The organism is Leisingera sp. ANG-M1, assembly GCF_000813745.1.
Taxonomy (GTDB): Bacteria; Pseudomonadota; Alphaproteobacteria; order Rhodobacterales; family Rhodobacteraceae; genus Leisingera.
Genome location: NZ_JWLC01000005.1, coordinates 1 through 24917, shown reverse-complemented (window position 1 = coordinate 24917; position 24917 = coordinate 1). Strand labels below are relative to the sequence as shown.

The 24917-nt window shown below is 62.7% G+C and carries 21 protein-coding genes and 1 tRNA gene; 7 read left to right on the top strand and 15 right to left on the bottom strand.

Going from position 1 to position 24917, the window contains the following annotated elements; genetic code table 11:
* The first annotated feature begins 35 nt into the window (after positions 1-35).
* Positions 36-332, top strand: coding sequence for a hypothetical protein (locus RA19_RS26415; RefSeq protein WP_152615662.1), 297 nt, complete (start codon positions 36-38; stop codon positions 330-332).
* A gap of 405 nt (positions 333-737) precedes the next feature.
* Here the strand turns inward: RA19_RS26415 and RA19_RS02460 are convergent, their stop codons facing one another.
* On the bottom strand, positions 738-1841 hold the full coding sequence (locus tag RA19_RS02460) for an aromatic ring-hydroxylating oxygenase subunit alpha (protein WP_082020433.1): 1104 nt from the start codon (positions 1839-1841) through the stop codon (positions 738-740).
* A 257-nt stretch (positions 1842-2098) separates the two neighbouring features.
* Here RA19_RS02460 and RA19_RS26845 point away from each other — a divergent pair, with 257 nt between their 5' ends.
* On the top strand, positions 2099-2521 hold the full coding sequence (locus RA19_RS26845) for an EF-hand domain-containing protein (protein ID WP_039159262.1): 423 nt from the start codon (positions 2099-2101) through the stop codon (positions 2519-2521).
* A 238-nt stretch (positions 2522-2759) separates the two neighbouring features.
* Here RA19_RS26845 and RA19_RS02450 read toward each other — a convergent pair whose 3' ends face one another.
* Complete coding sequence (locus RA19_RS02450; RefSeq protein WP_039159260.1) at positions 2760-3653, bottom strand: LysR family transcriptional regulator; 894 nt, start codon at positions 3651-3653, stop codon at positions 2760-2762.
* 108 nt (positions 3654-3761) lie between these two features.
* Here RA19_RS02450 and RA19_RS02445 point away from each other — a divergent pair, with 108 nt between their 5' ends.
* Positions 3762-4385 carry an FMN-dependent NADH-azoreductase gene (locus tag RA19_RS02445; RefSeq protein WP_039159258.1) on the top strand — a complete coding sequence of 208 codons (624 nt, stop codon included), beginning with the start codon at positions 3762-3764 and terminating at the stop codon, positions 4383-4385.
* Between the two features lie 298 nt (positions 4386-4683).
* On the opposite strand, the gene RA19_RS02440 is transcribed toward RA19_RS02445, so the two are convergent.
* Positions 4684-5097, bottom strand: a complete 414-nt coding sequence (locus tag RA19_RS02440) for a cupin domain-containing protein (protein ID WP_039159256.1) — start codon at positions 5095-5097, stop codon at positions 4684-4686.
* Between the two features lie 167 nt (positions 5098-5264).
* Between RA19_RS02440 and RA19_RS02435 the strand changes: the two genes are divergently transcribed.
* Positions 5265-5531 (top strand): winged helix-turn-helix transcriptional regulator, encoded by a 267-nt coding sequence (locus RA19_RS02435; protein ID WP_052261612.1) that lies wholly within the window; start codon positions 5265-5267, stop codon positions 5529-5531.
* 84 nt (positions 5532-5615) lie between these two features.
* Here RA19_RS02435 and RA19_RS02430 read toward each other — a convergent pair whose 3' ends face one another.
* The 5 genes from RA19_RS02430 to RA19_RS02410 form a co-directional block, all read right to left on the bottom strand.
* Positions 5616-8123 (bottom strand): GcvT family protein, encoded by a 2508-nt coding sequence (locus RA19_RS02430; protein WP_039159255.1) that lies wholly within the window; start codon positions 8121-8123, stop codon positions 5616-5618.
* A 213-nt stretch (positions 8124-8336) separates the two neighbouring features.
* Entirely contained in the window at positions 8337-8660 is a 324-nt protein-coding gene (locus RA19_RS02425) for a hypothetical protein (protein ID WP_039159254.1), read from the bottom strand.
* 731 nt (positions 8661-9391) lie between these two features.
* Entirely contained in the window at positions 9392-10795 is a 1404-nt protein-coding gene (locus RA19_RS02420; protein WP_039159253.1) for an FAD-binding oxidoreductase, read from the bottom strand.
* Between the two features lie 133 nt (positions 10796-10928).
* Positions 10929-12704 (bottom strand): gamma-glutamyltransferase, encoded by a 1776-nt coding sequence (gene ggt, locus RA19_RS02415; protein WP_039159251.1) that lies wholly within the window; start codon positions 12702-12704, stop codon positions 10929-10931.
* A gap of 41 nt (positions 12705-12745) precedes the next feature.
* Entirely contained in the window at positions 12746-13732 is a 987-nt protein-coding gene (locus RA19_RS02410; RefSeq protein WP_039159249.1) for a 2-hydroxyacid dehydrogenase, read from the bottom strand.
* 213 nt (positions 13733-13945) lie between these two features.
* Between RA19_RS02410 and RA19_RS02405 the strand changes: the two genes are divergently transcribed.
* Positions 13946-14443 (top strand): SH3 domain-containing protein, encoded by a 498-nt coding sequence (locus RA19_RS02405; RefSeq protein ID WP_039159247.1) that lies wholly within the window; start codon positions 13946-13948, stop codon positions 14441-14443.
* Positions 14444-14732: 289 nt separating this feature from the next.
* Positions 14733-16946, top strand: a complete 2214-nt coding sequence (locus tag RA19_RS02400) for an NADP-dependent isocitrate dehydrogenase (protein WP_039159245.1) — start codon at positions 14733-14735, stop codon at positions 16944-16946.
* Between the two features lie 120 nt (positions 16947-17066).
* Here the strand turns inward: RA19_RS02400 and RA19_RS02395 are convergent, their stop codons facing one another.
* The 4 genes from RA19_RS02395 to dctP are packed head-to-tail and all read right to left on the bottom strand — an operon-like array spanning position 17067 to position 20512.
* Positions 17067-17744, bottom strand: a complete 678-nt coding sequence (locus tag RA19_RS02395; RefSeq protein WP_039159243.1) for a M15 family metallopeptidase — start codon at positions 17742-17744, stop codon at positions 17067-17069.
* Position 17745: 1 nt separating this feature from the next.
* Complete coding sequence (locus tag RA19_RS02390) at positions 17746-19023, bottom strand: TRAP transporter large permease (RefSeq protein ID WP_039159241.1); 1278 nt, start codon at positions 19021-19023, stop codon at positions 17746-17748.
* The gene (locus RA19_RS02385; RefSeq protein WP_052261611.1) at positions 19020-19505 is read right to left on the bottom strand and encodes a TRAP transporter small permease; all 486 of its coding nucleotides are present in this window, start codon (positions 19503-19505) and stop codon (positions 19020-19022) included. The genes RA19_RS02390 and RA19_RS02385 overlap by 4 nt, the downstream gene beginning before the upstream one ends.
* Positions 19502-20512 carry a TRAP transporter substrate-binding protein DctP gene (dctP, locus tag RA19_RS02380; protein ID WP_039159661.1) on the bottom strand — a complete coding sequence of 337 codons (1011 nt, stop codon included), beginning with the start codon at positions 20510-20512 and terminating at the stop codon, positions 19502-19504. Before dctP ends, RA19_RS02385 begins: the two co-directional genes overlap by 4 nt.
* A 267-nt stretch (positions 20513-20779) precedes the next feature.
* On the opposite strand from dctP, the gene RA19_RS25620 reads away from it, so the two are divergent.
* Entirely contained in the window at positions 20780-21640 is an 861-nt protein-coding gene (locus tag RA19_RS25620) for a MurR/RpiR family transcriptional regulator (RefSeq protein ID WP_193748209.1), read from the top strand.
* Between the two features lie 151 nt (positions 21641-21791).
* Here RA19_RS25620 and RA19_RS02370 read toward each other — a convergent pair whose 3' ends face one another.
* The 3 genes from RA19_RS02370 to RA19_RS02360 all read right to left on the bottom strand — a co-directional run bounded on the left by RA19_RS02370 (position 21792) and on the right by RA19_RS02360 (position 24865).
* Entirely contained in the window at positions 21792-23561 is a 1770-nt protein-coding gene (locus RA19_RS02370) for an adenylate/guanylate cyclase domain-containing protein (RefSeq protein ID WP_039159239.1), read from the bottom strand.
* Positions 23562-23624: 63 nt separating this feature from the next.
* Positions 23625-24275: a GNAT family N-acetyltransferase gene (locus RA19_RS02365; RefSeq protein ID WP_039159237.1), complete on the bottom strand. Its 651-nt coding sequence runs from the start codon at positions 24273-24275 to the stop codon at positions 23625-23627.
* Positions 24276-24788: 513 nt separating this feature from the next.
* A tRNA-Met gene (locus tag RA19_RS02360) sits at positions 24789-24865 on the bottom strand.
* Positions 24866-24917 lie beyond the last annotated feature (52 nt).

Genomic DNA, 24917 nt, shown 5'->3' with positions numbered 1-24917 from the left:
TATCAAACCCTTGTAAATGGTTGCATTTTTCAAGAGTGGCCGGGGGCGGTTTCTTCAATCCTTGTATTGCCGCACAAGAAGAGATTGCCTCCGCGCTCAAATTCACCAGGTCATCAGCACCTCACTTTCCGCAAGACGGATGTCCGATGCGCCAGTTTGTTCCTGCAGATTTCGAAAAAGCCTCTCAGCACCTGCTGCAGTTGCAGGAGTATTACTTCACCGCCGGCTGCCGCGAAGAACGCGCCGCAGCCGAAGCTGCCATTGCGGCGGCTCTGCGCTGGATTGAAACGGCGCTGAACAGTTTTGAGAACTCGGGCAAAAGCGGCCGGTAAAACGCCGTCCGCCTCTGACGAAGCCAGCCCGCGCCGGACACAGGCGGCACCAGAAGGCCGCAAACGCCACAGCCCCGGGAAACAGACCGGTCTCCTCCTGATCCCCATCCGCCTTCTGACACATGAGTTGCTCATAAAATAAGCATAGGCCGAAGCATTCCGGAAAAGGAATGGGTGAAACCCATGTTTTTCACGGGAAATAATTCAGGCCATTCCCCTGGGTTTGCGCAATTTTTGCGCTAAGATCCCCTTTGACACGCCAGGCTGGGCTGCAAAAGCCTCTGTATTTACTCAGCGCTCAGCCTCAAACATCTCTCAACTCCGCACATGCCTCATGCACGAAAAAGCCGCCCCGGACGGGCATCCGGGGCGGCAGGGCTCACGCGTGCTGCAGGGGAAAAAGCATCAGCTGCGTGCCATGGCGGCCCGGTAGTGCTCCAGAAACGCCATGATCGGGTGTTCCGACTGGGATGAGCAGACCGCATCCACCACCAGCGGCCCGGTATCAAACCCGCCGGACTCCAGCCCCCGCTGCACCGAGTCCACAATTGGCCCGTCCTCGGCAAAGGTGGTGTGGCGGTGCTGCAGGATAATCTCCTCTTCCACCGGATTCGGGGTTGCTTCAGGCAGCCACCAGTCGACCTCGATCCTGGTCTTATTCACTCCCATCGGCTTCCACCGGTAGGTGTTGACGATGCCCCCCGGGTAGACCTGCAGCGCCACCAGCGGGAAGAACCACCAGGTCAGGAACTTGTCGGTCTTCGCCTCCGGATCAGCCACATAGGAATAGCTCTTCTTCTCGTCGGGCCGTGCGGGCGAGACATGGCGGATACCATAGTCAAAGCCGCGGGTGCGGTATTCATCCGGATCCACCACGCCAGTGGTCAGCGTCTTATGCACCACTGCGCAGTGGTAGCATTCGTTGAAATTCTCAGCGACCACCTTCCAGTTGGCCGAAGCCAGCCGCTCGGTCCGCGCCGCACGGTGATAGCTGCCAAGATTAGGGGCATAGTCCTGAATCTCCGGAATGGCTTCCGCTGCCAGCTCTGCAAAAGGCACAGCATCCGCATCCAGGTTGACCAGCACCAGGCCAAAGAACACCTCGGCACGTACCTGCCGCAGCTTGTGCTGCGATTTGTCGAAACCTGGGAAGTTTGCGGCATTGGGCGCCGCGCGCAGCTGGCCCGTGGTATCATAGGTCCAGGCGTGATACGGGCAGGTCATCTTCTTGGCGCAGCCCTTGCCCTCCAAAAGCTCATGGCCGCGGTGGATGCAGACATTGTAGAAGGCGCGGATCTCCCCGTCCTGGCCGCGCATCACGATAATGGAGGTGCCGGAAACATCCTCCACCACGTAGTCGCCTGCGTTGGGAATATCGTTGGCGTGGCCGATCAGCTGCCAGGACCGGCGGAAAATCTTCGCCTTCTCCTCGGCGTAAAGCGCCTCATCCGTATAGCTGCGGGCCGGCAAAGTGGTGTAGACACCGCCGGCAAAGCTCATTTCCCCCATTTTTCCTCCTCCGGGCAAACTGGCTGGGAAAAACGGTGCCGCCCGGACCGGAAGGTTTCGCCTTCATTCCCGCCCTGCGGGTCGGAAACAGGCCGCCCATTTGCGGCGCCCCCGCCGGTTTTAGACCTTGATTTCAACAGCTTGTGAGGATCAATGACGCATCTGTGAGATCTGCCGGTTTTTTGCGCCGGAAACCGGCTTCAGCCCCGTTTCAGAAAGGACAAACCGTCGCAGAGATTTTACCAAAGGACCTGACAATGAAGACACAAATCCTGATCGCCGCCCTGACAGCTGCCGTTGCCCTGCCGGCTTATGCCGGCGGCGGGCGCCTCAAGGCAATGGACTTGAACGGCGACGGCAAAGTAACCGTCTCCGAGGCAGTGGAAGCACGTGTGGCCAAGTTCGACGGCGCCGACACCAACGGCAACGGCAGCTTGGACAAGGCAGAGCACTCGGCGATGCTGGAAGCGCTGAAAAGCCAGCGCAAGCGCGGCGGCAGCTCCAAGCGTGCAGGCGATGCCGATCCCTTTGCCATCACCGATGCGGATGGCAATGGCAGCATCTCCAAGGCTGAGTTCCGTTCTGTGGCCGAGCAATTCTTCACCCGGGTTGACGCCGATGGCAACGGCGAGCTGACCCGCAGCGACTTCCGGTCCTTGCGCAGCCAAAAGAGCGGCTGACACCCGCGACAGGACCGTGCGGCACCCGGCGGCAAAGCCTGGACGAGGCCTTGCGCCGCACTCCGTGCGCCGCTACGGGGGCCAGGCAGGCCGCGCCTCCGGCGCGGCCTGCCTGGCCCAACGGGAACCTTCGGATTTCACATCCGAACGGTGACGGGCGGGAGAGCTGAGAGCCCTGCACTTTCCGGTCCGGCATTGCCGGTGGCCCAGCCGCGCAGCCGGACCCGCGCTGCAAGCGTTACGTCCCGGGCAAGCGTGCCGCCAGAAAGTCCACAAAGGCGCGTGTTTTCGGCTCCAGATTGCGCCGTCCGGTATAAACAGCACTGACAGGCGTGCTGGACGGATGAGACGGGAACTCCGCCAGAACAGGAACCAGACCACCGCCAGCCAGTTCCGCCTGCACACTCCAGTCCGGGATCATGATGATACCGCATCCGGCCTGCGCCATTGCCTTCAGGAACATCAGGCCGTTCGCCTGGACGGGGCCGCTGACCGCGGCCTCGCACATCCCGTCCTGCGTTTCGAACCGCCATATGGCCTGATCCGCCCCGGTCCGGAACGACAGGCACTGATGGTGTGCCAGATCCGCAGGGTGGCTGGGCGTCCCGCGGCTCTGGAGATAGGCAGGGCTGGCGTAAAGCTGTGAACGGCTGGTGAAGATCCTGCGGGCAACAAGGCCGGAATCCTCAAGCTGCCCCATGCGGATCGCCAGGTCGATCCGGCCCTCCACCAGATCCGCATGCGAAGCGGAGAACAGCAGCCTGGTTTTCACCTCCGGGTGCAGGCGCAGAAACTCCGGCAGCAGCGGCGCAATCAGGGCCACGGCCAGATCCGGCTCCACCGTGATCGTCAGCACGCCGGACGGCGCCGCGGCCAGGCGCGCGATGCTGCTGCGGGCTGCCGCCATTTCCTCCGCCGCGCGTTTGGCATGGCGGTAGTACAGTTCACCCGCTTCGGTCAGGCTTTGCTTGCGGGTCGTGCGCTGAAACAGGCGCGTGCCAAGATCCTTTTCCAGCTGCTGGATCTGGCGCGCCACGGAAGACGGCGCCACCCCCAGCGCCCGCGCGGCCGCCGAAAAACTGCCCGCTTCGGTCACACGTACAAAGAGATTATCGGCGCCGTCTGAATTCATCTTTGCACTTTTCGCACAGATCCTTTGCAATTCAACATCTTTTTGCACGAATGAGCCTTTGCCATATCGCTCCTGCAACCCGTTACCCCGGACAGGAGACCCCGGACCATGACCAAACTGCTGTTTATCAAAGCCTCGCCCCGCGGCGCCGAGTCGAAATCAGGCGCGCTGGCCAGTGCCTATCTTGCCAGGCTGCAAGAGACTTCGCCCGGGATCGAAACCGACATCCTGGATCTGTCCCAGGAGGCTTTGCCGGACTATGATGGCGACAAGGTGGCCGCCAAGATGAATGTGATCACCGGCCAGGATCAGAACAACCCGCAGCGCAGTGCCTGGGACCAGATCAGCAGCCTGGCCCAGCGCTTCATTGCCGCCGACATCTACCTGATCGCCTCTCCGATGTGGAACGGCAGCATCCCCTACAGGCTCAAACAGTACATTGACCTGATCCACCAGCCCGGGCTGCTGTGGGGACTGGAGCCGGAAACCGGCTACTTTGGCCTGCTGGAAAACAAACGCGCAGTGCTGGCCCTGACCAGCGGCGCCTATGGTCCCGAAATGCCCTCGCCTGCATTCGGCGTTGACTACCAGTCCTCCTACCTGCGGTTCTGGCTGAACCAGGCCGGCGTCAAGAACATCGCCGAGCTCCGCTTCCAGCCCTCACTGCTGACCCAGGACCCCGAAGGCGATTTCCAAGCCGCCATCGCCCGCGCCCAAACGCTGGCCTCCTAAAAGCCAGCCCGCCTGCCGCAAGCCCCCGGCAGGCCGTGCCCCCGGCGCGGCCTGCTTGGCCCAACGGGAACCTTCGGATTTTCAATCCGAACGGTGACGGGCGGGAGAGCTTCGGAAGGGTAAACACGGCCAGAAACCTGCCGAAGCGGCTGCCGGTTCTGCCCATTTACGCCGGCCCAATACTCCTGCCTTACGGCAAAATTTGCCTGCAACCCCGCGGATCAACCGATGCAGAGGCCCGGAAAAATGCGGGCGCCTGGGAGGGGCGCCCGCTTTGCATTTGCAATTCCGTTTTGCCCTATTCAGGGAAAGCGATGTCGCGCGCGCCTTCGAAGTCGAGGATGTTAATGCAAACCCCAGGGCCCGCGCAGCGGTCCGCGTGAAGCTCTCCCGCCTCGATCACGGCAAAGGCCTCTTGTGCAGTAACCTCTTCCTGCCCCTCTGCATCAATGTGGACCCAGTTGCCCTGGATCGCAAACCCCCGGTAGGTGCCCGAATGGGTGTGCGCAGGGATCGCGACGCCCGGTTGCAGGCGAAAGGCCCAAATCGCCGAGCTTTCTTCCTCGCTGCCCCAGAGGACTGCCATTTCGGCCCCTTCCAGCCCAGCAGGCTGCCAGTCGACGTCATCGAAGTTGACAATGTGCTGTTCCCCGGCCTGCGCAATGGCGGCGGTGGCAGCGATAGCGGATGCAAACAGAATTGACTTGAACATGGTAGGCTTCCTTTCCGGTTCGGCATTGTGTGCGGGCAGGATATTGTTCGCTTAGTTTCTTCCGTCAATTAGGTACCCCTGGGTAACCATAGAGATTTCTGCCCCTAACGCCTTCCCAGCCAGCAGCCCGGCCCGGGCATCCTGGCCCGGCTTGCTAAAAAAGGACGATGCTCACGCTGGCCGCCAAGCTTGGCGGGCCAATGCGGGGCCAGGACTTTCGGCGGCGGATCCACGGTGTCTCGCAAACGACGCTGGCCAAGACCTCGCGGAACCAAGGTGCTGGCGGTTTGCTCACCCGCACGGTCTATGACAGAACACCCCTGCGCGCCGAATACCAGCTGTCTCCCCTGGGCGGGGACTGTGCCGCCCGGACGGCGAAAACCAAACTAGAGGCAAAAGAAAACATGACCGGAATTCTGCCCGCACAACAGTAAGCCTCGCACCGCCGCGGGCCGCAAACTGCATAACGAAAAAGCCCCGGCACTTTGGCCGGGGCTTTCTCATCTCTGACGTAAGACTTAGCCGTTTTGACGGATGGTCTCGTTCTTCGGATCGTAGGGGCTGTCGCAGGTGACGACCGCATCCCACAGTTTGTCCTGGATCTTGACCTGCAGCTTGGTGCCTTCCACCGCGAACTCGGGCTTCACATAGCCCATGCCGATGGATTTCTCGAAGGCCACCGAGTAGCCGCCGGAGGTCAGGCGGCCCACACGGGTGCCATCTTCGGCATAAAGCGCCTCGCGGCCCCAGGGATCGGCGTCGCTCGGACCGTCGATCAGCAGAGTGCAGCACTTCACGCGCACGCCGGTCTCTTCCAGCTTGTCCTTGCCGTGGAAGTCCTTGGACATGTCGATAAAGCGCGGCAGGTCGGCTTCCAGCGGGGTCGCGTCGCGGCCCAGTTCGTTGCCGAAGGCGCGGTAGGATTTCTCCTGGCGCAGCCAGTTCTGGGCGCGGGCACCCACCAGCTTCATGCCGTGCTTCTCGCCGGCTTTCTCCAGCAGGTCGAACAGGTAGTTCTGCATCTCGATCGGGTGATGCAGTTCCCAGCCCAGCTCACCGGTGTAGGCCACGCGGATCGCGTTCACCGGGCACATGCCCAGTTCGATCTGCTTGGCCGACAGCCAGGGGAAGCGCTTGTTGGACAGCGCGGTTTCCGGATCGGCGTCGACGATCACCTCTTTCAGCACATCGCGGGACTTGGGGCCTGCGATGGCGAAGACGCCCCACTGGCTGGTCACGTCCTGGATCTCGATGTAGCCGAACTCTTCCATCTTGTCTTCGGCCGCTTTGCGCAGGAAGTCCGCGTCATATTCGGACCAGGCGCCGGCGGAGACCAGATAGTAGTTGTTCTCACCGTTGCGGACGATGGTGTATTCGGTCCGGGTGGTGCCAAAGACAGTCAGCGCGTAGGTCAGGTTGATGCGGCCGACCTTCGGCAGCTTGTTGCAGGTGAACCAGTCCAGGAACTGGGTGGCACCGGGGCCTTTGACGACGTGCTTGGTGAAGGCGGTTGCGTCGATCAGGCCAACGCCTTCACGCACGGCTTTCGCCTCTTCCACAGCATACTGCCACCAGCCGCCGCGGCGGAAGGAGCGGGATTCTTCGTCAAAGTTGTCAGCTGCATCCAGCGGGCCGAAGTAGTTGGGGCGTTCCCAGCCGTTGACCCAGCCGAACTGTGCGCCGCGGGCCTTCTGACGGTCGTAAGCGGGCGCGGTGCGCAGCGGGCGGGCTGCCGGGCGCTCTTCGTCCGGGTGGTGCAGGATGTAGACGTGCTCATAGCACTCTTCGTTCTTGCGGGCCGCGAACTCGGTGGTCATCCAGTTGGAGGAGTAGCGCTTGGGGTCGAGCGACGCCATGTCGATCTCGGCTTCGCCGTCGACCATCATCTGCGCCAGGTAGTAGCCGGTGCCGCCTGCGGCGGTGATGCCGAAGGAGAAGCCTTCTGCCAGCCACATGTTGCGCAGGCCCGGTGCCGGGCCAACCAGCGGGTTGCCGTCGGGGGTGTAGCAGATCGGGCCGTTGAAGTCGTCTTTCAGGCCGGATTCGGCGCAGGACGGAACGCGCTCGGCCATCGCCATGTACTGCTCGGCGATCCGGTCCAGATCCAGCGGGAACAGGTCGGCACGGAAGCTGTCCGGCACGCCGTGCTCGAACTGAGCCGGTGCGCCGCGCTCGTAGATGCCCAGGATCCAGCCGCCGCGCTCTTCGCGGGCATAGGATTCATTGTCGGCGTCGCGCACAACCGGGTGCTCGGGGTTGCCGGCTTCACGCCATTTGACCAGCTCGGGGTCCTTGTCCATGACGATGAAGGTGTGCTCGACCGGGATCGCCGGCATCTTGATGCCCAGCATTTTGGCGGTGCGCTGCGCGTGGTTGCCGGATGCGGTCACGACGTGCTCGGCGGTGATCACCACCTGTTCGTCAGAGGGCACCAGGTTGCCGCCTTTTTCGACCATCTTGGTGCAGGTGACTTCCCAGTGGGTGCCGGTCCAGTGGAAGGCATCGGCCTGCAGCTTGCGGACGATTTCAACGCCGCGCTGACGGGCGCCCTTGGCCATCGCCTGGGTCACGTCGGCGGGGTTAATGTAGCCGTCTTCGGTGTGGTAGATCGCGCCTTTCAGGTCGCCGGTCTCGATCAGCGGCCAGCGCTCCTTGATCTGCTCCGGAGTCAGCCACTCATAGGCAACGTCGCAGGTCTCGGCGGTGGAGGCGTAGAGCATGTACTCGTCCATACGCTCCTGGGTCTGCGCCATGCGCAGGTTGCCCACCACGGCGAAGCCGGCGTTCAGGCCGGTTTCCTCTTCCAGGGTCTTGTAGAAGTCGACCGAGTACTTGTGGATGTGGGTGGTCGCATAGGACATGTTGAACAGCGGCAGCAGGCCGGCCGCGTGCCAGGTCGAGCCGGAGGTCAGCTCGTCACGCTCGATCAGCATGACGTCGTCCCAGCCGGCCTTGGCCAGGTGATAGGCGATCGAGGTGCCAACGGCGCCGCCGCCAACAACAAGTGCTTTGACTTGGGTTTTCATTCTCCGGCTCTCCAGCTTTATGAGATTCTTGGCTTTGGTTTATGCCCAAGCGGAAGGGAGCGCGCAAAATCCATCCGACGCAAAAACCGCAAAAACCGACCTGCTGCGTCGCCGATGGAAGGATTTCAGGATGATTTTGCCGGAAATGGCATTTTCCGGCCGCAATGAGGGGCCGCTGCCCGCTTTGCCGTTCGGCCTGCGGAAAGGGCTGCCTCAGCAGTCGGAAACGTTGCCGCGGCGCACGCAGATCGGTTTCGGGGCTTCGGGCTCTTGCGCTTCGGCCACCTGCTGCCCGCCTGACAGCAGGCGCTTGCCATAGCTTGCGGCCTCTCCCCAAACTGAGTTCTCCGCGCCAGCGTTCAGCCCGGCGCGTTCGGCACGGACACGGGTGATGCGTTCACGCACGATTGCGGCATAGTCCGCGCTGCTCAGCTGGCCCCAGCCAAGCCCTGCGTCGCGGGTCTGGAAATAGTAATCGGCGCCGATCACGCCCTGGATGCAGAACACCACAATGCCTACCGCCTTTTTCAATCCCATGGCCGCTCTCCAGGTCCGCGAATTGCCCGGTTTTCACACCTGCTTAAAACCTGGAGCACAATTGCGGCAGCTTTCCGGCAATTCAGGGGAGGTTTGGCTGCAATGCGCCGTATCCGGCCCGGGCCCCTGCCCCGCCGGCTGCTGCAGTTTTACTTGCTGATCCTCAACGGCTGTTCACGAGCGGTAAGGAATGGCGGCGCCGCCAAAGAGGCGGAGGCGGGACGGGAGATGCCTCCCGCACGCTGAACGTCGTCTCTGCGCGCCCTTGCCAAAGGGCCCTGTTCCTGGAGGCCGGGGATGTCAGTCCCGGCGGTGACCGCGATCGGCAAGCATCTTAGCACCCCCAGGCAAAAATGCTGTGAACGGGGCGTGTGCCGGGCCGGCAACGGCACGCCTTCCCGCAGGCGGCGGGCTCCCGCGCCTGAAGATGGCCCCTGCGGGGCCCTATTACAGCCTTGGGCCGGGCGCTGCTTGCGCAGCGCAAAAAGAGATTGCTGAGAAGCGCTTAAGGGCAGGCCTGCCCTTAAGTGCGTTTGCAATTTTGGAGAGGGATGCGCGTCAAGGGTAAACGGTGCCGCGCACCGCCGCTGCGCGGCCCTTGACCCGCGGGTTGCCCGGGGCGCCGCGCCGCGCGCCAGCGCGGCGCCCGGCCCAACGGAAGCAGGTGCATCTTTGATGCGCCTTACGACAGGCGGGAACTCTTCTTTTCGTCCCGGAACACCGCCAGCAGCTCACATCTCCAGGATTTTCCCGGGGTTCATAATGTTTTCCGGGTCCAGCGCCGCCTTGACCGCAGCCATATAGCGGGTGGCCTCGCCCAGTTCCTGCTGCAGATAAGGGCGCTTGCCCTGGCCGATGCCGTGCTCGCCGGTGCAGGTGCCGTCCATCGAAATTGCCAGTTCATTGAGCCAGCCGACGAAGTCATCCGCCTTCCGCCGCTCGATACCGCTGTCCATGTCAATGAGCAGCAGCGCGTGGAAATTGCCATCGCCCACGTGGCCGACCATCGGCGCCATCAGCCCCATGCCTTCCGCCTTCTCGCGGGCGGCGCCAACGCATTCCGCCAATCGCGAGATCGGCACGCAGACGTCGGTGGAAATCCCCTTGGCACCGGGGCGCAGCTGCAGGCTGGCCCAGTACATGTCATGACGCGCCTGCCAGAGTTTGTTGCGCTCCTCAGCTGTCGAAGTGGCCTCGATATCGAAACCGCCGAATTCTTCTGCGATGGAAGCAAACATGTCCGCCTGCTCGACCACACCAGCGTCCGAGCCGTGGAACTCCAAAAGAAGCAGCGGGTTCTCCGGCAGGTCGAGGCCGGAATAGGCGTTGGCAGCGCGCACGCTGAGCGCATCCAGAAGTTCGATGCGGGCAACAGGGATGCCGTACTGGATGGTCATCATCACCGCGCGGCACGCATCGTCGACCGAGCGGAAGGAGCAGCGGGCGGAGCGGATCGCCTCGGGGATGCCCTGCAATTTCAGGGTCAGCTCGGTGATCAGGCCGAGGGTGCCTTCGCTGCCGACCAGCAGCCGGGTCATGTCGTAGCCCGCCGAGGATTTCTTAGCGCGCTGCGCGGTGCGGATCACGCCGCCGTCGGCCATCACCGCTTCCAGCCCCAGCACATTGTCCTTCATGGTGCCATAGCGCACCGCGTTGGTGCCGGAGGCACGGGTGGCCGCCATGCCGCCAAGCGAAGCATTGGCGCCGGGGTCAATCGGGAAGAACAGCCCCTGGTCGCGCAGGTAGGTGTTGAGCTGCTCGCGGGTAACGCCGGGCTGGACCACCACGTCGAGGTCCTCGGCGTGGACCGCCAGGATCTTGTCCATCCGCATCATGTCAACGCAGATACCCCCGGCAGGCGCGTTCACATGCCCCTCCAGCGAGGTGCCCGTGCCGAAGGGAATGACCGGCACGCCGAACTCGGCACAGACTTTGATAACCTCCGAGACTTCCTCAGTAGAGGTTGGGAAGATCACCGCATCAGGCGCCTGATTGACGATCCAGGTGGTGGTGTGGCCGTGCTGCTCGCAGACCGCCTGGCCCGTCTGCAACTGGTCGCCGAAACGCTGTTTCAGCGTCTCGATGGCAGCCTCGATTCCGGCTTCGTTGCGCGGCAGTGAGGTGGCTTGCACCATGGCGGGTCTCCTTGGGCGGCAGGCATCCGTTGGGGAAGTTTACGTGTTAACCTACGCCCCGCAGAGGCCGCGCCGCAATACCCACAAGCGGGTAGGCCTGCACCAGAGCACGCAGGGCAGCCGGGCGGAAGCTTTAACCGCCTAGCGCTATCCCCTCACGCCGCGGGTCAGCGGCGCCTTTCAGCACATCGCCAATCTCAATCGCGTGCAGCCCGGAGTTGAGATCGCGGATGTTCACCTCGAACCCCATGCCAGAGAGCGCCTCTTCAAAGCCTTCGGCGCTGGTGCCCGCTTCCAGGTCATAGGTGCCGAAGCGGTTGACGAGATGCGGCAGCGCCAGCGCCTCCTGGATGTTCAGCCCCCAATCGGCCCAAGCGACAATGGATTTTGCCACATAGCCGATGATCCGGCTGCCGCCAGGCGAGCCGATGGCCAGTACCGGCTTGCCGTCCCGCAGCACAATCGTGGGCGCCATTGAGGAGCGCGGCCGCTTGCCCGGCTCCAGCCGGTTGGCAATCGGCACGCCGTTCACATGGGTGCGGAAGGAAAAATCGGTGAGCTCGTTATTCAGTAGGAAGCCGCCCGCCATCAGCCGCGAGCCAAAGGCGTTCTCGATAGTCGTGGTCATCGACAGGACGTTGCCGTACTGATCCACGATCGAGATATGGGAGGTCGAGGGCAGCTCAATCGATTCATCATCGGCCCAAAGCGCATGGTCAAACTCGGGCGATCCCGGCGCCACCTCGGGCAGCGCATCATCGCCCTGCAGCAGTTCGGCACGGCTGGCCAGATAATCCGCCGCCACCAGCCCATGCGTGGGCACCGGAACAAAATCACTGTCGGCCATGTAGCGCCCGCGGTCGGCAAAGGCGAGGCGCGAGGCATCGCCGATCAGCCGCCAGGCCTCGGCGCTCTCGGCGCCCATTTCAGCGAGGTCAAAACTCCCCAGCATTCCCAGGATTTGCCCCACCGTCAGGGCACCAGAGGACGGCGGCCCCATGCCGCAAGCCTCAAAATCGCGGTAAGCGGCACAGACCGCCGGGCGCTCTTTGACCTGGTACAGCGCCAAGTCAGTGGCCGACAGCACGCCGGGGTTGCCTTCGGCAGTTGAAACTGTCCGGATGATCTCTGCTGCGATGGGACCGGAATAGAACGCCCCCGCTCCGCCCTCGGCTAAAGCACGCAATGTGGCCGCGTAGTCCGGATTGAGCAGGACGCCCCCTGCTTCGATCGGCTCGCCATTGGGAAGGAAGTATTCCGCCGTGGCTGGAAAGCGCGCCAGCCGTTCGGCGTCACGCTGCACCAGCCCGGCAAGACGCGGCGACACGGCAAAGCCGCCCTCGGCCAAGGCAATCGCCGGTTCGAACAGCGACGGCCAATTGGCACGGCCCCAGCTCCGGTGTGCGGCCTCCAGCAGCGCAGGCGTGCCCGGCGTCCCCACCGAACGGCCGCCGACCACTGCGTCAAAGAACTGCAAGGGCTCGCCGTTTTCATCCTGGAAAAGCGTCGGGGTGGCTGCCAGAGGCGCGGTCTCGCGCCCGTCCAGTGTGGTCAGCTCGCCGGTCGCCCCGTCATACCAGACTAGAAAGGCACCGCCGCCCAGCCCCGAGGACTGCGGCTCTACCAGCCCCAGCACGGTCTGCACTGCCACCATCGCATCCGCGGCAGTGCCGCCTGCGCGCAGCACCTGGGCGCCAGCTTCAACGGCGTGCGGATTGGCCGCCGCAACCATCCAATTTTCGGCCTCGACCGGCTGGCCTGCGTTTCTGGCCTCCAGTGCGGCAGCAACCTGCTCTGAGATCGCCTCGAAGCTGCCGGCAGTGGCAGCTTCCGGCGCCACGGAATCTGCGGCTTCCTGTGCATTGGCCGCGCCTGCAACGGCAAAACAGGCCAGAATCAGATGTCTCATGGAAATTCCCTCTCTCAAATTCCGGCCCGGCTTGCGGGCACCTACAGCATCGACGGAACCACCTGATCGGGCGGGCGGTGGCCGTCCTCAAAGGTCTTGATGTTGAGCAGCACCTTCTCGCCCATCTCTATCCGCCCTTCCAGCGTCGCCGACCCCATATGCGGCAGCAGCACCACATTGGGCAGCTCGCGCAGGCGCGGGTTGATGTCTGTGCCATGCTCATAGACGTCCAGCCCGGCGCCTGCGATCTCGCCTGCGCGCAGCATCCGGGTCAGCGCGTGCTCGTCGATCACCTCGCCGCGCGAAGTGTTCACCACCACTGCCGAGGGTTTCATCAGCTTCAGCCGCCGCGCGTTCAGCAGATGGAAGGTCGAAGGCGTCGACGGGCAGTTCACCGAGATCACATCCATCCGCGCCACCATCTGGTCGAGGCTCTCCCAATAGGTGGCCTCCAGCGCCGCTTCTGTCTCGGCACGCAACCGGCGGCGGTTGTGGTAATGCACCTGCATGCCAAAGGCCGCGGCGCGTTTGGCCACCGCCTGGCCGATCCGGCCCATGCCGAGGATGCCGAGGCGCCGCCCGGCAATCCGGCCGCCCAAGAGCGCGGTCGGCGCCCAGCCCTGCCAGTCGCCTTTCTGCATCACCGCCAGGCCTTCGGGCATCCGGCGCACCACCGCCATGATCAGCGCCATCGCCATATCGGCGGTGTCATCGGTCAAAACGCCGGGCGTGTTGGACACCAGAATGCCCCGCTGCCGCGCTGTGGCCACGTCGATGTGATCCACCCCGGCGCCGTAGTTGGCAATCAGCCGCAGCTGCTCGCCCGCCTGGCCCAAAAGCCCCGCATCGATGCTGTCGGTGACAGTCGGCACCAGCACATCGGCCTGTTTCACCGCCTCGATCAGCTCCGCCTTGGTCATCGGCGTGTCATCCTCGCGCAGCCGCACGTCGAACAGCTCGCTCAGCCGCGTTTCCACCGGCTCCGGCAACCGTCGCGTAACAACAACACTCAAGCGTTCTCTTGCCATTTGCGCTCTCCCTCGGGCTTTTCAAATGCCGCCTCTCCGTGGCATCGTGGCGCAGGACGCGGGCAGGCACAAGAACCCGCGCGCATTCCCTTGGCCGCAACCGGAGTTTTGCCGGAACGCCAGGGGGCAAAACACGGGCGCAAGACCGGAAAAGAGGCTGGGCACAACCCGGCTGGGCAACGAAGAGGCGAGCAGGCAGTGAGAAAAGCGGCAATGGCACTGCGCCATCTGGCAGCGGCAGCGGTATCCCTGGCGGTGGCTGGAGCAGTCTGCGCCGCCGAATCCCGCGGCCCTGTCACCAACCTGCCCCTGCCTCGTTACGTCTCGATGAAAGCCGCCAAGGGCAATGTGCGCCGCGGTCCCTCCCTCACCCATAAGATCGACTGGGTGTTCAAGCGCCGCGGCATGCCGCTGGAGATCACGGCTGAGTACGGCCACTGGCGCCGGGTGCAGGACCGCGACGGCGCCGGCGGCTGGGTGCATTACGCGCTGCTGTCAGGCGTCCGCACTGTGCTGGTGGAAGAGGACATGCTGACGGTGCACGCCCGCCCCGATGCCCGCGCGCCGGTCAGCGCTGCCTTTGAGCTCGGTGTTGTGGCCCGCCTCGGCGAGTGCGGCAGCGAGTGGTGCGAAATCTCGGCCGGCGGCTACAGCGGCTGGGCGCCGAAGAAAAAGCTCTGGGGTGTCGCCCCGGACGAGCTGCGCGAGTAACCCCCAGCTCTTTCCTCTTGCATAAAATATCCCGGGGTGAATTGGCCAAAGGCCAAGAGGGGCAGCGCCCCTCCCCTGCCATCCGCGGCAATCCGCGCGGGCTGTCATATGCACCGCACCATTGCACCTGCAGCAATCCTGTTCTACATGGGGGCGATACCAATGGCTTCCCAAGCCCGTTCCGGACACGTTTGATTGCACCGGAACATCACTGGAATAACCCTCCGGCGCGGGCTCCGCTTGTGCCGACGTCATAAACGCCTCCGAGATCGCTGAAAGGTTGTGGAACATGGCAGAAAACAAAAACCCGGACATATTGTATACCATTGTAGACGAAGCGCCCGAGCTGGCATCGGCCTCCTTCCTGCCGATCATCCGCAAGTTCGCTTCGGCCGCCGGCGTTTCGGTCGGCACCAAGGATATTTCGCTGGCGGGCCGCATCATCGCCGCCTTCCCGGAGAATCTGTCTGAGGATCAGCGCCAGAACGACGACCTGGCCGAGCTGGGCCAGCTGGTGAAAACCCCGGACGCAAACGTCATCAAGCTGCCCAACATCTCCGCCTCGGTGCCGCAGCTGGTCGCCGCGATCACCGAGCTGCAGGGCCAGGGCTACGACATTCCGAACTACCCGGAAGAACCTGCCAATGATGCCGAAAAGGCAGTGCGCGCCCGTTACGACGCCATCAAGGGCTCGGCGGTGAACCCGGTTCTGCGCGAAGGCAACTCCGACCGCCGCGCGGCAAAAGCCGTGAAGAACTATGCCAAAGCCAACCCGCATTCGATGGGCGCATGGGCTGCGGACAGCAAGACCAAAGTCTCGTCGATGCCCGGCAACGATTTCTATGCCAACGAAAAATCCGCGACCATCACCGCCGCCCAGGCTGGTGACGCGAAGATCGAATTCGTTGCCAAGGACGGCGCCGTCACCGTTCTGAAAGACGCCTGGCCGCTGGAAGAAGGCACCGTTGCGGATGCCACCTTCATGTCCGCCAAGGCTCTGGCCACCTTCCTGGCCGGCGCTATTGAGGACACCAAATCCGACGGCACCATGTTCTCGCTGCACATGAAGGCCACCATGATGAAGGTCTCCGACCCGATCATCTTTGGCCACGCCGTGAAGGCCTGGCTGGCGCCGGTGTTCGACAAGTTCGGCGCCGAGCTGGACGCTCTGGGTGTGAACCCGAACTCCGGCATGGGCGACCTGCTGGACCGCGTTGCAGGCAACGCCGACATCATGGCCGCTATCGAGGCCGTCACCGCCGAGCGTCCGGCCATGTATATGGTCGACAGCGACAAGGGCCTCACCAACCTGCACGTGCCGTCCGATGTGATTATCGACGCCTCCATGCCCGCGGTGATCCGCGCCGGCGGCAAGGGCTGGGACGCGGCAGGCCAGAAGGGCGATACCAACTGCGTGATCCCCGACCGCTGCTATGCCTCGGTTTATGACGAGACCATCAACTTCTTCAAAGCCAACGGCGCGCTGGATGTGACCACCGCAGGCGCGGTCGCCAACGTCGGCCTGATGGCGCAGAAGGCTGAGGAATACGGTTCGCACCCGACCACCTTCGAGGCACCGGCAGACGGCACCATCCGTGTGGTTCTGGCAAACGGCGAGACCCTGCATTCCCACGAAGTGGAAGCAGGCGACATCTGGCGTTCCTGCACCGTGAAAAAAGCCCCGATCGAGAACTGGATCCAGCTGGCGATGGACCGACAGCGCCTGACCGGCTCCGAGGCGATCTTCTGGCTGGACGCAAACCGCGCCCATGATGCCGAGCTGATCAAATACGTGCAGCCCGCGCTGGAAGCTGCCGGTGTGGCGGACAAGTTCGTGACGCTTGCCCCGCGCGAAGCCACGGCGCAATCGCTGAAGACCATCACCGCTGGCAACGACAGCATCGCCATCACCGGCAACGTGCTGCGTGACTATCTGACCGACCTGTTCCCGATTCTGGAGCTGGGCACCTCGGCCAAGATGCTGTCGATCGTGAAGCTGATGAATGGCGGCGGTCTGTTTGAAACCGGCGCTGGCGGTTCGGCTCCCAAACACGTGCAGCAGCTGGTTGAAGAAAACCACCTGCGCTGGGACTCCATGGGTGAGTTCTGCGCGCTGGGGGAAAGCCTGAAATTCCTGGCCGACAGCAAAGGCAACGCCAAAGCGGGCGTGCTGGGCGCGGCAGCCGAGGACGCAACGCAAGGCATCCTCGACCACAACCGCTCGCCCTCGCGCAAGGTCGGCCAGCCGGACAACCGCGACAGCCACTACTGGTTTGCCCGCTACTGGGCCGAAGCCCTGGCTGCTCAGGGGGATGACGCCGAGCTGGCCGCCTTCTTTGCTCCCATCGCCGAAGAGCTGGGCACCAAGGAAGAGCAGATCCTGGGTGAACTTGCCGCAGCGCAGGGCCCGGCAGCCGATATCGGCGGCTATTACCGCCCGAGCGTTGAGCTGAAGGCCAAGGTGATGCGCCCCTCGGCAACGCTGAACGCGATCATCGGCTGAGCCAGCCGGATGTGACATGCACCAAACGCCCGGGCCGATGCCCGGGCGTTTTTCGTCGGCGATACGCGGCAGCAGAGTGCCAGGCAGCCAGAGCGTGCAGTAGCCTGGCACCTGCGCAGATTAAATCGCAGGAATTTCCGCTGGACCGTAAATTGCAGACGCCTTGTTCCGGTACCAGGCCCACACCCAATTGCCGTAGTCGAAATGCCACCATTCGCTTGGCAGGTTGGTGAAGCCCGCCTGCAGCATGGCATCCAGCAGACATCTCCGGCGCGCTTCGTGGCCTTCGGCCACTGGCGCCGCGGTCCAGCTTCTTTCGCTGGCTTCGTCGAAGGTGCTGCCCATATTCAGAAACCGGCCGTCCGCATCGGCCAGCGCCACATCGACGGCGCCGCCGGTAATATGCGGACTGGGGCGTGCGGGGTCGTCGCTGGCCCGTGCCGCATACAGCAGCGCCCTTTGGTCAAGCTCGCAGCCCGGAAGCTCCGGATGCTGCAAAGCCAGCTTGCAGCGCATCCCTTCGAACAGGCTGTTTTGCACGGTCTTCGGCCGCCACCCGTCCAGCACCACCAAGCGGTACTGCGGCGGCAGGCTCTGCGCCGCCGTGATCAGCCGGTCATAGACCGCTTCGCGGACCCAGATCTCGGGCAGCGCCGCCTGGACGCCGTTGTGGAAGTAGACAGGCCAGGTAATCCAATGCGGACTGGGGGATGCTGGAACAAGCGGCTCGCGGCTTGTTCCAGCGGAAATGGTCTGGGCGGCGTCCCAGTTCAGGGCTGATTGAGGCTGAAGGGGCATGTCAGATCAGCTGCCGCGGCAGCCACACGGTCAGTCCGGGCACCAGGATCACGATCAGAAGCACCCCGAGAGCCACTGCGATGAAAGGCCAGATGGCAACAAACAGACGCGCGATGTCGACCTTGCCCACCGCCGCTGCAACAAAGATGCAGGCCCCCATCGGCGGTGTAATCAGCGCGATGGTGATGTTGAGCGTGACCACGATGCCCAGGTGGACCGGATCCACCCCCGCCACCTGTGCAACCGGCAGCACGATCGGCGTCAGAAGCATCAGGGCTGAGACTTCCTCCATGAACATCCCGGTAATGAAGGTGATGCCGGATATCGCAATCAGGGTCAGCGCAGGGCTGTTCGCGAAAGGCTCCAGCAGGCTGACAAAGGCTTCCGGTGCTTTTGCATAGGCAAGCTGCCAGGACAGGACCGAAGAGATCGCGATGATGACAAAGACAGCCGAGGTCAGCGTCGCGGTTTCCTTCAGCGACAGCCAGGCGCCATGAAAGCTCAGGTTCTTTGACCACAGCCCCCAGACCAGCACATAAGCCACGGTCAGGGCACCGGACTCAGTCGGTGTCACGACCCCCAGGACAATCCCTGCCACGATGATCACCGGGGCAATCAGGGCCGGAAGGGCCGCATAGGCCGCGCTGGCAATCTCGCGCAGCTTGGCGCGGCGGTGGTTCTTTTCGACGTTGTAGAGCCGCGAATAGACGACGTTCATCGCCATGAAGGCCACGCCGAGCGACAGGCCGGGCAGAATGCCGCCTAGGAACAGGCTGCCGACAGAGGTGCCGGTCTGGCTGGCAAACAGGATCATGAAGATGGAGGGCGGCACGATGGGCCCGATCAGCGAACTGGCCGCGGTCAGCCCGGCGGCATAAGTGCCGGGAAAGCCGGCCTTGCGCATGCCCGGAACCAGCAAAGTGCCAAGCGCAGACGTATCGGCCACCGCAGATCCGTTGATCCCGGCAAAGAATACGCTTGCGGTCACATTTACATGCCCCAGACCGCCGCGCAGGTGCCCGACCAGCCGGTCGGCCAGCTGCAGCAGCCGCGGCGTCATCTGGCCGTTGTTCATCAGGTTGCCCGCCAGAATGAACAGCGGGATCGCCATCAGCGAGAAGACATCAATGCCGCCAAAGGCCTGCTGCGGCATGATCCGCGCCATCTGGTCCATGCCGACAAAGGCAAAGCCAACCACTGCCGTCGCCATCAGGCTCAGGAACAGCGGCACGCCGATCAGCACGTTGACCAGCATGACAAAAAGCATTGCAGCAATCATTCGTCACTCTCCACTGCAGGCTGGCGCAGAGCCTTGGGGCCGTTCAGCAGCACCATGAGAAACAGCAGGCCAAACCCTGCCGGCAAGAGCATCACGGGCAGCGTGCGCGAGATCTGCAGGCCCGGGGTTTTGAAGAAGCCGACCTGGCCGGCGTATGTCCAGGAGAACCAGGCCATGGCACCGGCAAGCGCCAGCGTCAGCAGCCATTGATACAGGATGATGGCCGACCGGACCCGCGGCGGAACCCGCGTTTCCAGCACCGATACCCGCATGTGCGCGCCCTCAACCCAGACGGCGCCGAGGCCGATCATGGCGGCGCCAATGATCACATAGCGCGCCAGTTCATCAAACCAGATCGGAGACGATCCAAAGAAGTACCGCGCGCCGACGCCGTACAGGATAAACAAGGCGACCCAAGCGATAAGAAGGGCCGACACACCCAGGGTAAGGCGTGCCAGCCAGCGCTGTGCTGTTTCGATCATTTCTGAAGCAGGTCGGACTTGCCCAGATCATTGAACGCGGCTTCGATGAAGCTTGGATCAATGCTTTGCGTGCCCAGCCATTCAATAAAGCTCGGCTGGCCGATCTTCTGGAATTCCGCCAGTTGCGCGGCAGTCGGCGTGATGACCTCCATGCCGTTTTCCGCCAGCCATTCTACCCGGCTTTCGACCGTCGCCTGAACCTTGCCGCGGGTCATCGCATTGGCTTCTGCCACGGCCTCTTCCAGCACCTTGCGGTCTGCCTCAGACAGGGAGTTCAGCCAGGCGCCGTTGCCGACTAGGAACTGCATGGAATACTGCACGTTCGCCCGTGTCATGTATTTCTGCACTTCGTTGAGCGAGCCGAGGATAATGTAAAGCGGCGGGTTCATCTGGCCTTCGACCACACCGGTCTGCAGCGCGGAGTAGACCTCGGTCCAGGGGATGGGCGTGCCCGAAGCGCCCATGGCCTCGTACAGGGCAACTTGGGACGGATCCATTGCTCGGAACTTCAAGCCGTCGAAATCGGCGGGCGAATGAATGGCCCGGTCGGTGCTGGTGAAGGCCAGGAAGCCGCCTTCTTCCACCACTGCCAGGATTTCAGAGCCGCCGGTGCGGTCGCTGAACGCCTGCTCAACCATTTTCCAATAGGCGCCTTCGTCAAAGAACGTCCGCGCTTCTTCTGCGGTACTGAACATGAAGGGCGTGTTGGAAACAAAGCTTTCCGGAACAACCGGCGAAAGCCCGGCAAAGCTTGCGACATTCAGCGACGGCGCCGCCAGGGTATTCTCCATCCGCTCCTGCTCGTTTCCAAGCTGCGAGTTCGGGTAAAGCTCGATCTCGATACCGGACTTCTCCTCGACAATCCGCTCAAGCGTTTCGGCGAAGTAGTGCACGGCGTTCTTCTTGGCGTCAGGCGCCCCGTTGTAACCCAGCTTGACCGCTTCCGCCTGCGCGGTGATTGCGGTGCTCATGAGCAAGGCGGCAGCTGCCAGGATTCTCAGTTTCACGTTCGGTTCCTCCCTGTTGGATACGGTTTCAAACGCCAGGCAGATGAACCGTCCCACCGCGCCGCCGCTTGAGGTTTCGGCCGCGGAAACCCGCGAATCCTCACCATGAGCTTTGCTTAGCGCAATCCAAAAATGTTATCAATAGAACATGTGATACGCATATGTTAGTATGTTAACACGGCAAAACCTATGGCCAGCAGAGACGGTTAAGCCGTAAACATGAGGTGGCTGAGGCAGAAAGCCGTGAACAGGAAAGGAGCTAGGACGGTGCAACAGCGGGATTTGCTCGCCAATGCGATAGCGCAGGCTGAAAGCGGCTTCACGCTTATGGAAAAGCGTATCGCCGCCTATTTCCTGGCACGCCCGGAAGCGGTGGTCGTGGAAACCAACTCCGAGATTGCCCGCAAGCTGGACCTCAGCCCGATGACGCTGACCCGGTTTTTCAGGAAGCTTGGGTTCGAGGATTCCGCTGATGCCCGCAATCAGGTTGTCCAGGACACCTATGGCCCGGACAACTACCGTGTGGACCGGAGGTTCGAGACCAGCTTCACGCGCAGCCAGTCTGAACAATGGCAATCGGACCTGGAGCTGAGCCAGGCCTCGGTAGCCGCAGCGTTTTCCTTTCGCGAGAGCGCTTTGTGGCAGGATATCGTCGGGCTGGTCGCACAATCGGATGCCGTCCATGTGACCGGTTTTCAGACTATGTACTATCTGGCCGACGGGTTCTGCCGCCGCCTCTCCTACCTGCGGGACAGGGTGCATATCGTGGACGGCATCGATGGTGTCTATGCGGGCCTTCTGCCAGAACCGAAGGAGAAGGTCACGCTGATCATGATGGACGTGTTCCGCTACGGGGCGCATGGCCCGGTCCTTGCCAGGCTTGCCCGCGAGCGCGGCATCGAAGTGATTATTCTCGCGGATGAATTCTGCGACTGGGCCGCGGGCATAACGCCATATGTGCTGCGCTATCCGGCTGAAACGCATTTCTTCCTTGCGATGCCGCAAGGGATTTCAACAGGGCTCAACCTGCTGCTGCAAGACGTCAGCGGCCGGCTGGGTGATACTGCACGCCAGCGCGTCAGGAAACTTTCGGAAGCTCAGGATCATTTCGGCCTGTTTCTGGACTAGTGCCGGTGCGTTGCATCCTTTGCCCCGCACCGAGCCCATGCGGCTTTGGATACAGGAAATTTCCGGCGCCAGAATCTGCGGTTGAAACGGCCAATGCTTTGCCTGCAGCTTGCTACGGTACGGCAAACGCCTGGCTGCCGAAGCCCCGCCCCTAAAAACCGGCCTTCTTCAGCCCTTCGACAAAGTGCTGCGTGTCCTCTTCCAAACGGTCGGGCTGCACCTTGGCCCAACGCTCCAGCGAGAAATTCGGGTGGGCTTCCTGATGCTTGCGGGTCATTTCCTGCGCCTGGCCCATTTGGCCAAGCTGGGCATAGCTTGCCGCCAGCATGCGCTGCCCTTCGGTCGGGTTGTTCATTTTTGTCAGCGTCTCGATCACCGCCTCATACTCTTTGAGATTGTAGTAGGCGCCGCCGAGATGCCACAGGTACTGGTCCGGGAAGTAGGGGTTCAGCCGCATGGCCTGCTGCAGATGTTCGATGGCCGCCTCATTGTCGCCGGAGTGCGCCATCGCATCCGCAAAATCCGATCGCAGGTCTGCATCATTCGGGTTGAGTGCCAGCGCACGCCTGTAGGCGCCGATAGAGGCATCATGCTCCTTGCGGTAAAGATGCACGAAACCTAGCTCGCCAAAGCCGCGGGCATCTGTCGGATCCAGGTCAACAGCCCGCTGGGCAAACCCCAAAGCGGTATCCAGCGCATGCTCGCTGTCCTTTGCCCAGGAGTAGCGCCAATTGATGTTCATCGTGCGCGAGATCGCCGCCGAGGCCCGTGCATAGTCCTGGTCGCAGGCAAGCGCCCGTTCGTAAAGCCCATGCGCTTCCTGATTGTCCTGACGGGTATATCTGAAGATAAACTGCTGGCCGCGCAGCACATAGCCGTAGGCTGCCAGGTCGGAGGGCGCTCTTTGGGCCATCCGTTTGCGTTCCTGGGTTTCAATCAGAACCGCGGTTGCAGCAACAATGGCGTCTGTGACTTCGTCCTGGATCGCAAAAATGTCGTCGATATTGCGGTCATAGCGTTCTCCCCAGATCGTCCTGCCGCTGTCCGCATCAATCAGCTCGACCGCGACCCGCACCCGCGACTCCGCCCTGCGGACACTGCCGCGCGCAATGTAGCGCACCCCGAGTTCCTGCGCGGCCTCCTGCGGGGGCATGGATTGCGTCTTGAAGAAAAAGGCGGAATTGCGGGCGATCACAAACAGGTTCTTGAACTTGGAGAGATTCAGGATGATGTCATCCGTCAGCCCGTCGGCAAACCAGCTGTCGGACGGGTCCCCGCTCTGACTGGCAAACGGCAGAACCGCAACCGAGGGAATGTCCGGCCGCACCCGCTCCGGCTTTGGAAAATCCGGCCGTCGGCTTGGCGCCATGGTCACCCCCGCAACCTCGCTGCGGACGCAATAAGTCGGCACCGGCTCGGCAATGTTCTTGAGCGCGCATGGCCCCAGAAACTCGTAACCGAACCGCAGCCGGTTGCGGATCTGCTCATAGACAACCGCGCTGACAAACACGCGACCGGGTTCGGCGATTTCCTGCAACCGGGCAGCAATGTTGACATTGTCGCCATGGATACCCCGGTCATCTTCCAGGATTTCCCCTAAATGCACCCCGGCACGGAAGCGGATTTTCTCGCTGCTGGGCCGCGCCTGGTTGCTTTGCTCTGCAATCCGGTGCAGCTCGACGCCGAATTGAACCGCATCGGTTGCGGTCTCAAACAGGGCCAGAACGCCGTCTCCGCGCACAGCGATGACCTGACCGTCATGGGCTTCGCAGGCCGCCTCAAGCTGCATCAGCAGCGACTTCAGAGCACTGTAAGTGTCGACTTCGTCGTTACCCATGAGCCGGGCATAGCCAACCACATCGGCAAAGAGCACTGCACCGAGCCTTCGCCTGAACGAAGGGTTTTCGCTATGATCGCCCATTGAAATGTCCCTCGTGCGTCAATCCTTCTTCATCTGCTCTGCCTCTCGCCCCCAGCGGCCCGCTCAGCCTGTTGCGCCTTCTGGCTGGCGCGGCGGCCAAACCCAGCCCTGAGCGTCCGCGGCACCGAAGCTGACAGTCAACCCCGGCTTGAGGCTCTGCGACAGTTCCTGGCGGCGCCTGTCCCATTCCGCGCGCAGGATCCCGACCGCGACCATGTCGAAGAAACAGCCTTCCGCATACCAGGCCCGGCGCAGCCTGCCTTCGGTTTCAAAGCCAAGGCGCGCTGTCATATCCCGGGTGCGCAAGTTGTCTTCGCGGTAATATGATGTGACACGGTTCAGCCCAAGCTGACGGAACGCAAAATCCAGCAGCAGAGCCATGGCGCGGATACCGATCCCCTGCCGGCGCCTTTCCTTTGCGATGAACAGCGCAATCACTGCGTCGCGGTTTACCGCTGAGATGCCTTCCAGCCCGGCAATTCCTGCAAGCGCGCCAGTGTCCGCCACAATCGAAAACCAGCACTTTCCGGTTCCGCCCGCCGCATCCCCCGAAGCTTCCCAGGCGTGCGCAGTTGCTGCGGAATCGAGCGGAGTGCGCGCAGAACGGTCAAAGCACGCAAGATCAGCCACGTCCTGGAACCAGCAGGATAGCTCCGCGAGATCCGGTTTTTCGAGCGGCCTGAGCGCAAACTGGCACTCTGGAGAGTCGGACATGCGCCTGTCCTCCCTTTCCTTCCAGGCGGTTCAGCTTTTTCAGTGCAATCCCAGCATGCAAAACCCCTGCGAGGTAATTGTATCATGTTTCGGCCCCGCAAGGGACAGCGTTTCACGGCAAATGCGGAAACAGAACACGCTCCGCGGGGATTTTCTTATCCATGCAAGCGGACTGCCCTGCCCCGGCATCCGGCCTGCGGACGCCAGCGGAGCCGCACCCGGCGCCCTTTGGGCCCCGCTCGCTCTCCTTGCCCTTTGGTGCTAGCGCCATTGATAGCTGTCTTACGCCTCCTCCTGGCGCATTAGGCTACCGCCCACCAGCACTGGAAACCATCGTTCCAATGGAACCGAGGCCAGTGATGCACTAACAATCAAACCGAACCACTCAGGTGTGTTTGCCACAGCTCGAGCTGCGCTCGTTTGCTTCCGTAGTGCTTCCAGCATCCTTGTTCCGAACGCAGTCAGCCCCGCGGCTGCGGGGGTGTAAGGCGTTGTAATCATGTGGTTAGGTTTTGGTTGCGGGAGCAGGATTTGAACCTGCGACCTTCAGGTTATGAGCCTGACGAGCTACCTGGCTGCTCCATCCCGCGACGCTTTATTTGGCCTGCCGCGCGGCGCGCGGCTTTCGGCCTGGGATTTCCC

Coding starts and splice junctions, on each gene's coding strand:
- RA19_RS02460 (WP_082020433.1), bottom strand. CDS start 1,841: ATGGGGGAAATGAGCTTTGCCGGCGGTGTCTACACCACTTTGCCGGCC.
- RA19_RS26845 (WP_039159262.1), top strand. CDS start 2,099: ATGAAGACACAAATCCTGATCGCCGCCCTGACAGCTGCCGTTGCCCTG.
- RA19_RS02450 (WP_039159260.1), bottom strand. CDS start 3,653: ATGAATTCAGACGGCGCCGATAATCTCTTTGTACGTGTGACCGAAGCG.
- RA19_RS02445 (WP_039159258.1), top strand. CDS start 3,762: ATGACCAAACTGCTGTTTATCAAAGCCTCGCCCCGCGGCGCCGAGTCG.
- RA19_RS02440 (WP_039159256.1), bottom strand. CDS start 5,097: ATGTTCAAGTCAATTCTGTTTGCATCCGCTATCGCTGCCACCGCCGCC.
- RA19_RS02435 (WP_052261612.1), top strand. CDS start 5,265: ATGCTCACGCTGGCCGCCAAGCTTGGCGGGCCAATGCGGGGCCAGGAC.
- RA19_RS02430 (WP_039159255.1), bottom strand. CDS start 8,123: ATGAAAACCCAAGTCAAAGCACTTGTTGTTGGCGGCGGCGCCGTTGGC.
- RA19_RS02425 (WP_039159254.1), bottom strand. CDS start 8,660: ATGGGATTGAAAAAGGCGGTAGGCATTGTGGTGTTCTGCATCCAGGGC.
- RA19_RS02420 (WP_039159253.1), bottom strand. CDS start 10,795: ATGGTGCAAGCCACCTCACTGCCGCGCAACGAAGCCGGAATCGAGGCT.
- ggt (WP_039159251.1), bottom strand. CDS start 12,704: ATGAGACATCTGATTCTGGCCTGTTTTGCCGTTGCAGGCGCGGCCAAT.
- RA19_RS02410 (WP_039159249.1), bottom strand. CDS start 13,732: ATGGCAAGAGAACGCTTGAGTGTTGTTGTTACGCGACGGTTGCCGGAG.
- RA19_RS02405 (WP_039159247.1), top strand. CDS start 13,946: ATGGCACTGCGCCATCTGGCAGCGGCAGCGGTATCCCTGGCGGTGGCT.
- RA19_RS02400 (WP_039159245.1), top strand. CDS start 14,733: ATGGCAGAAAACAAAAACCCGGACATATTGTATACCATTGTAGACGAA.
- RA19_RS02395 (WP_039159243.1), bottom strand. CDS start 17,744: ATGCCCCTTCAGCCTCAATCAGCCCTGAACTGGGACGCCGCCCAGACC.
- RA19_RS02390 (WP_039159241.1), bottom strand. CDS start 19,023: ATGATTGCTGCAATGCTTTTTGTCATGCTGGTCAACGTGCTGATCGGC.
- RA19_RS02385 (WP_052261611.1), bottom strand. CDS start 19,505: ATGATCGAAACAGCACAGCGCTGGCTGGCACGCCTTACCCTGGGTGTG.
- RA19_RS02370 (WP_039159239.1), bottom strand. CDS start 23,561: ATGGGCGATCATAGCGAAAACCCTTCGTTCAGGCGAAGGCTCGGTGCA.
- RA19_RS02365 (WP_039159237.1), bottom strand. CDS start 24,275: ATGTCCGACTCTCCAGAGTGCCAGTTTGCGCTCAGGCCGCTCGAAAAA.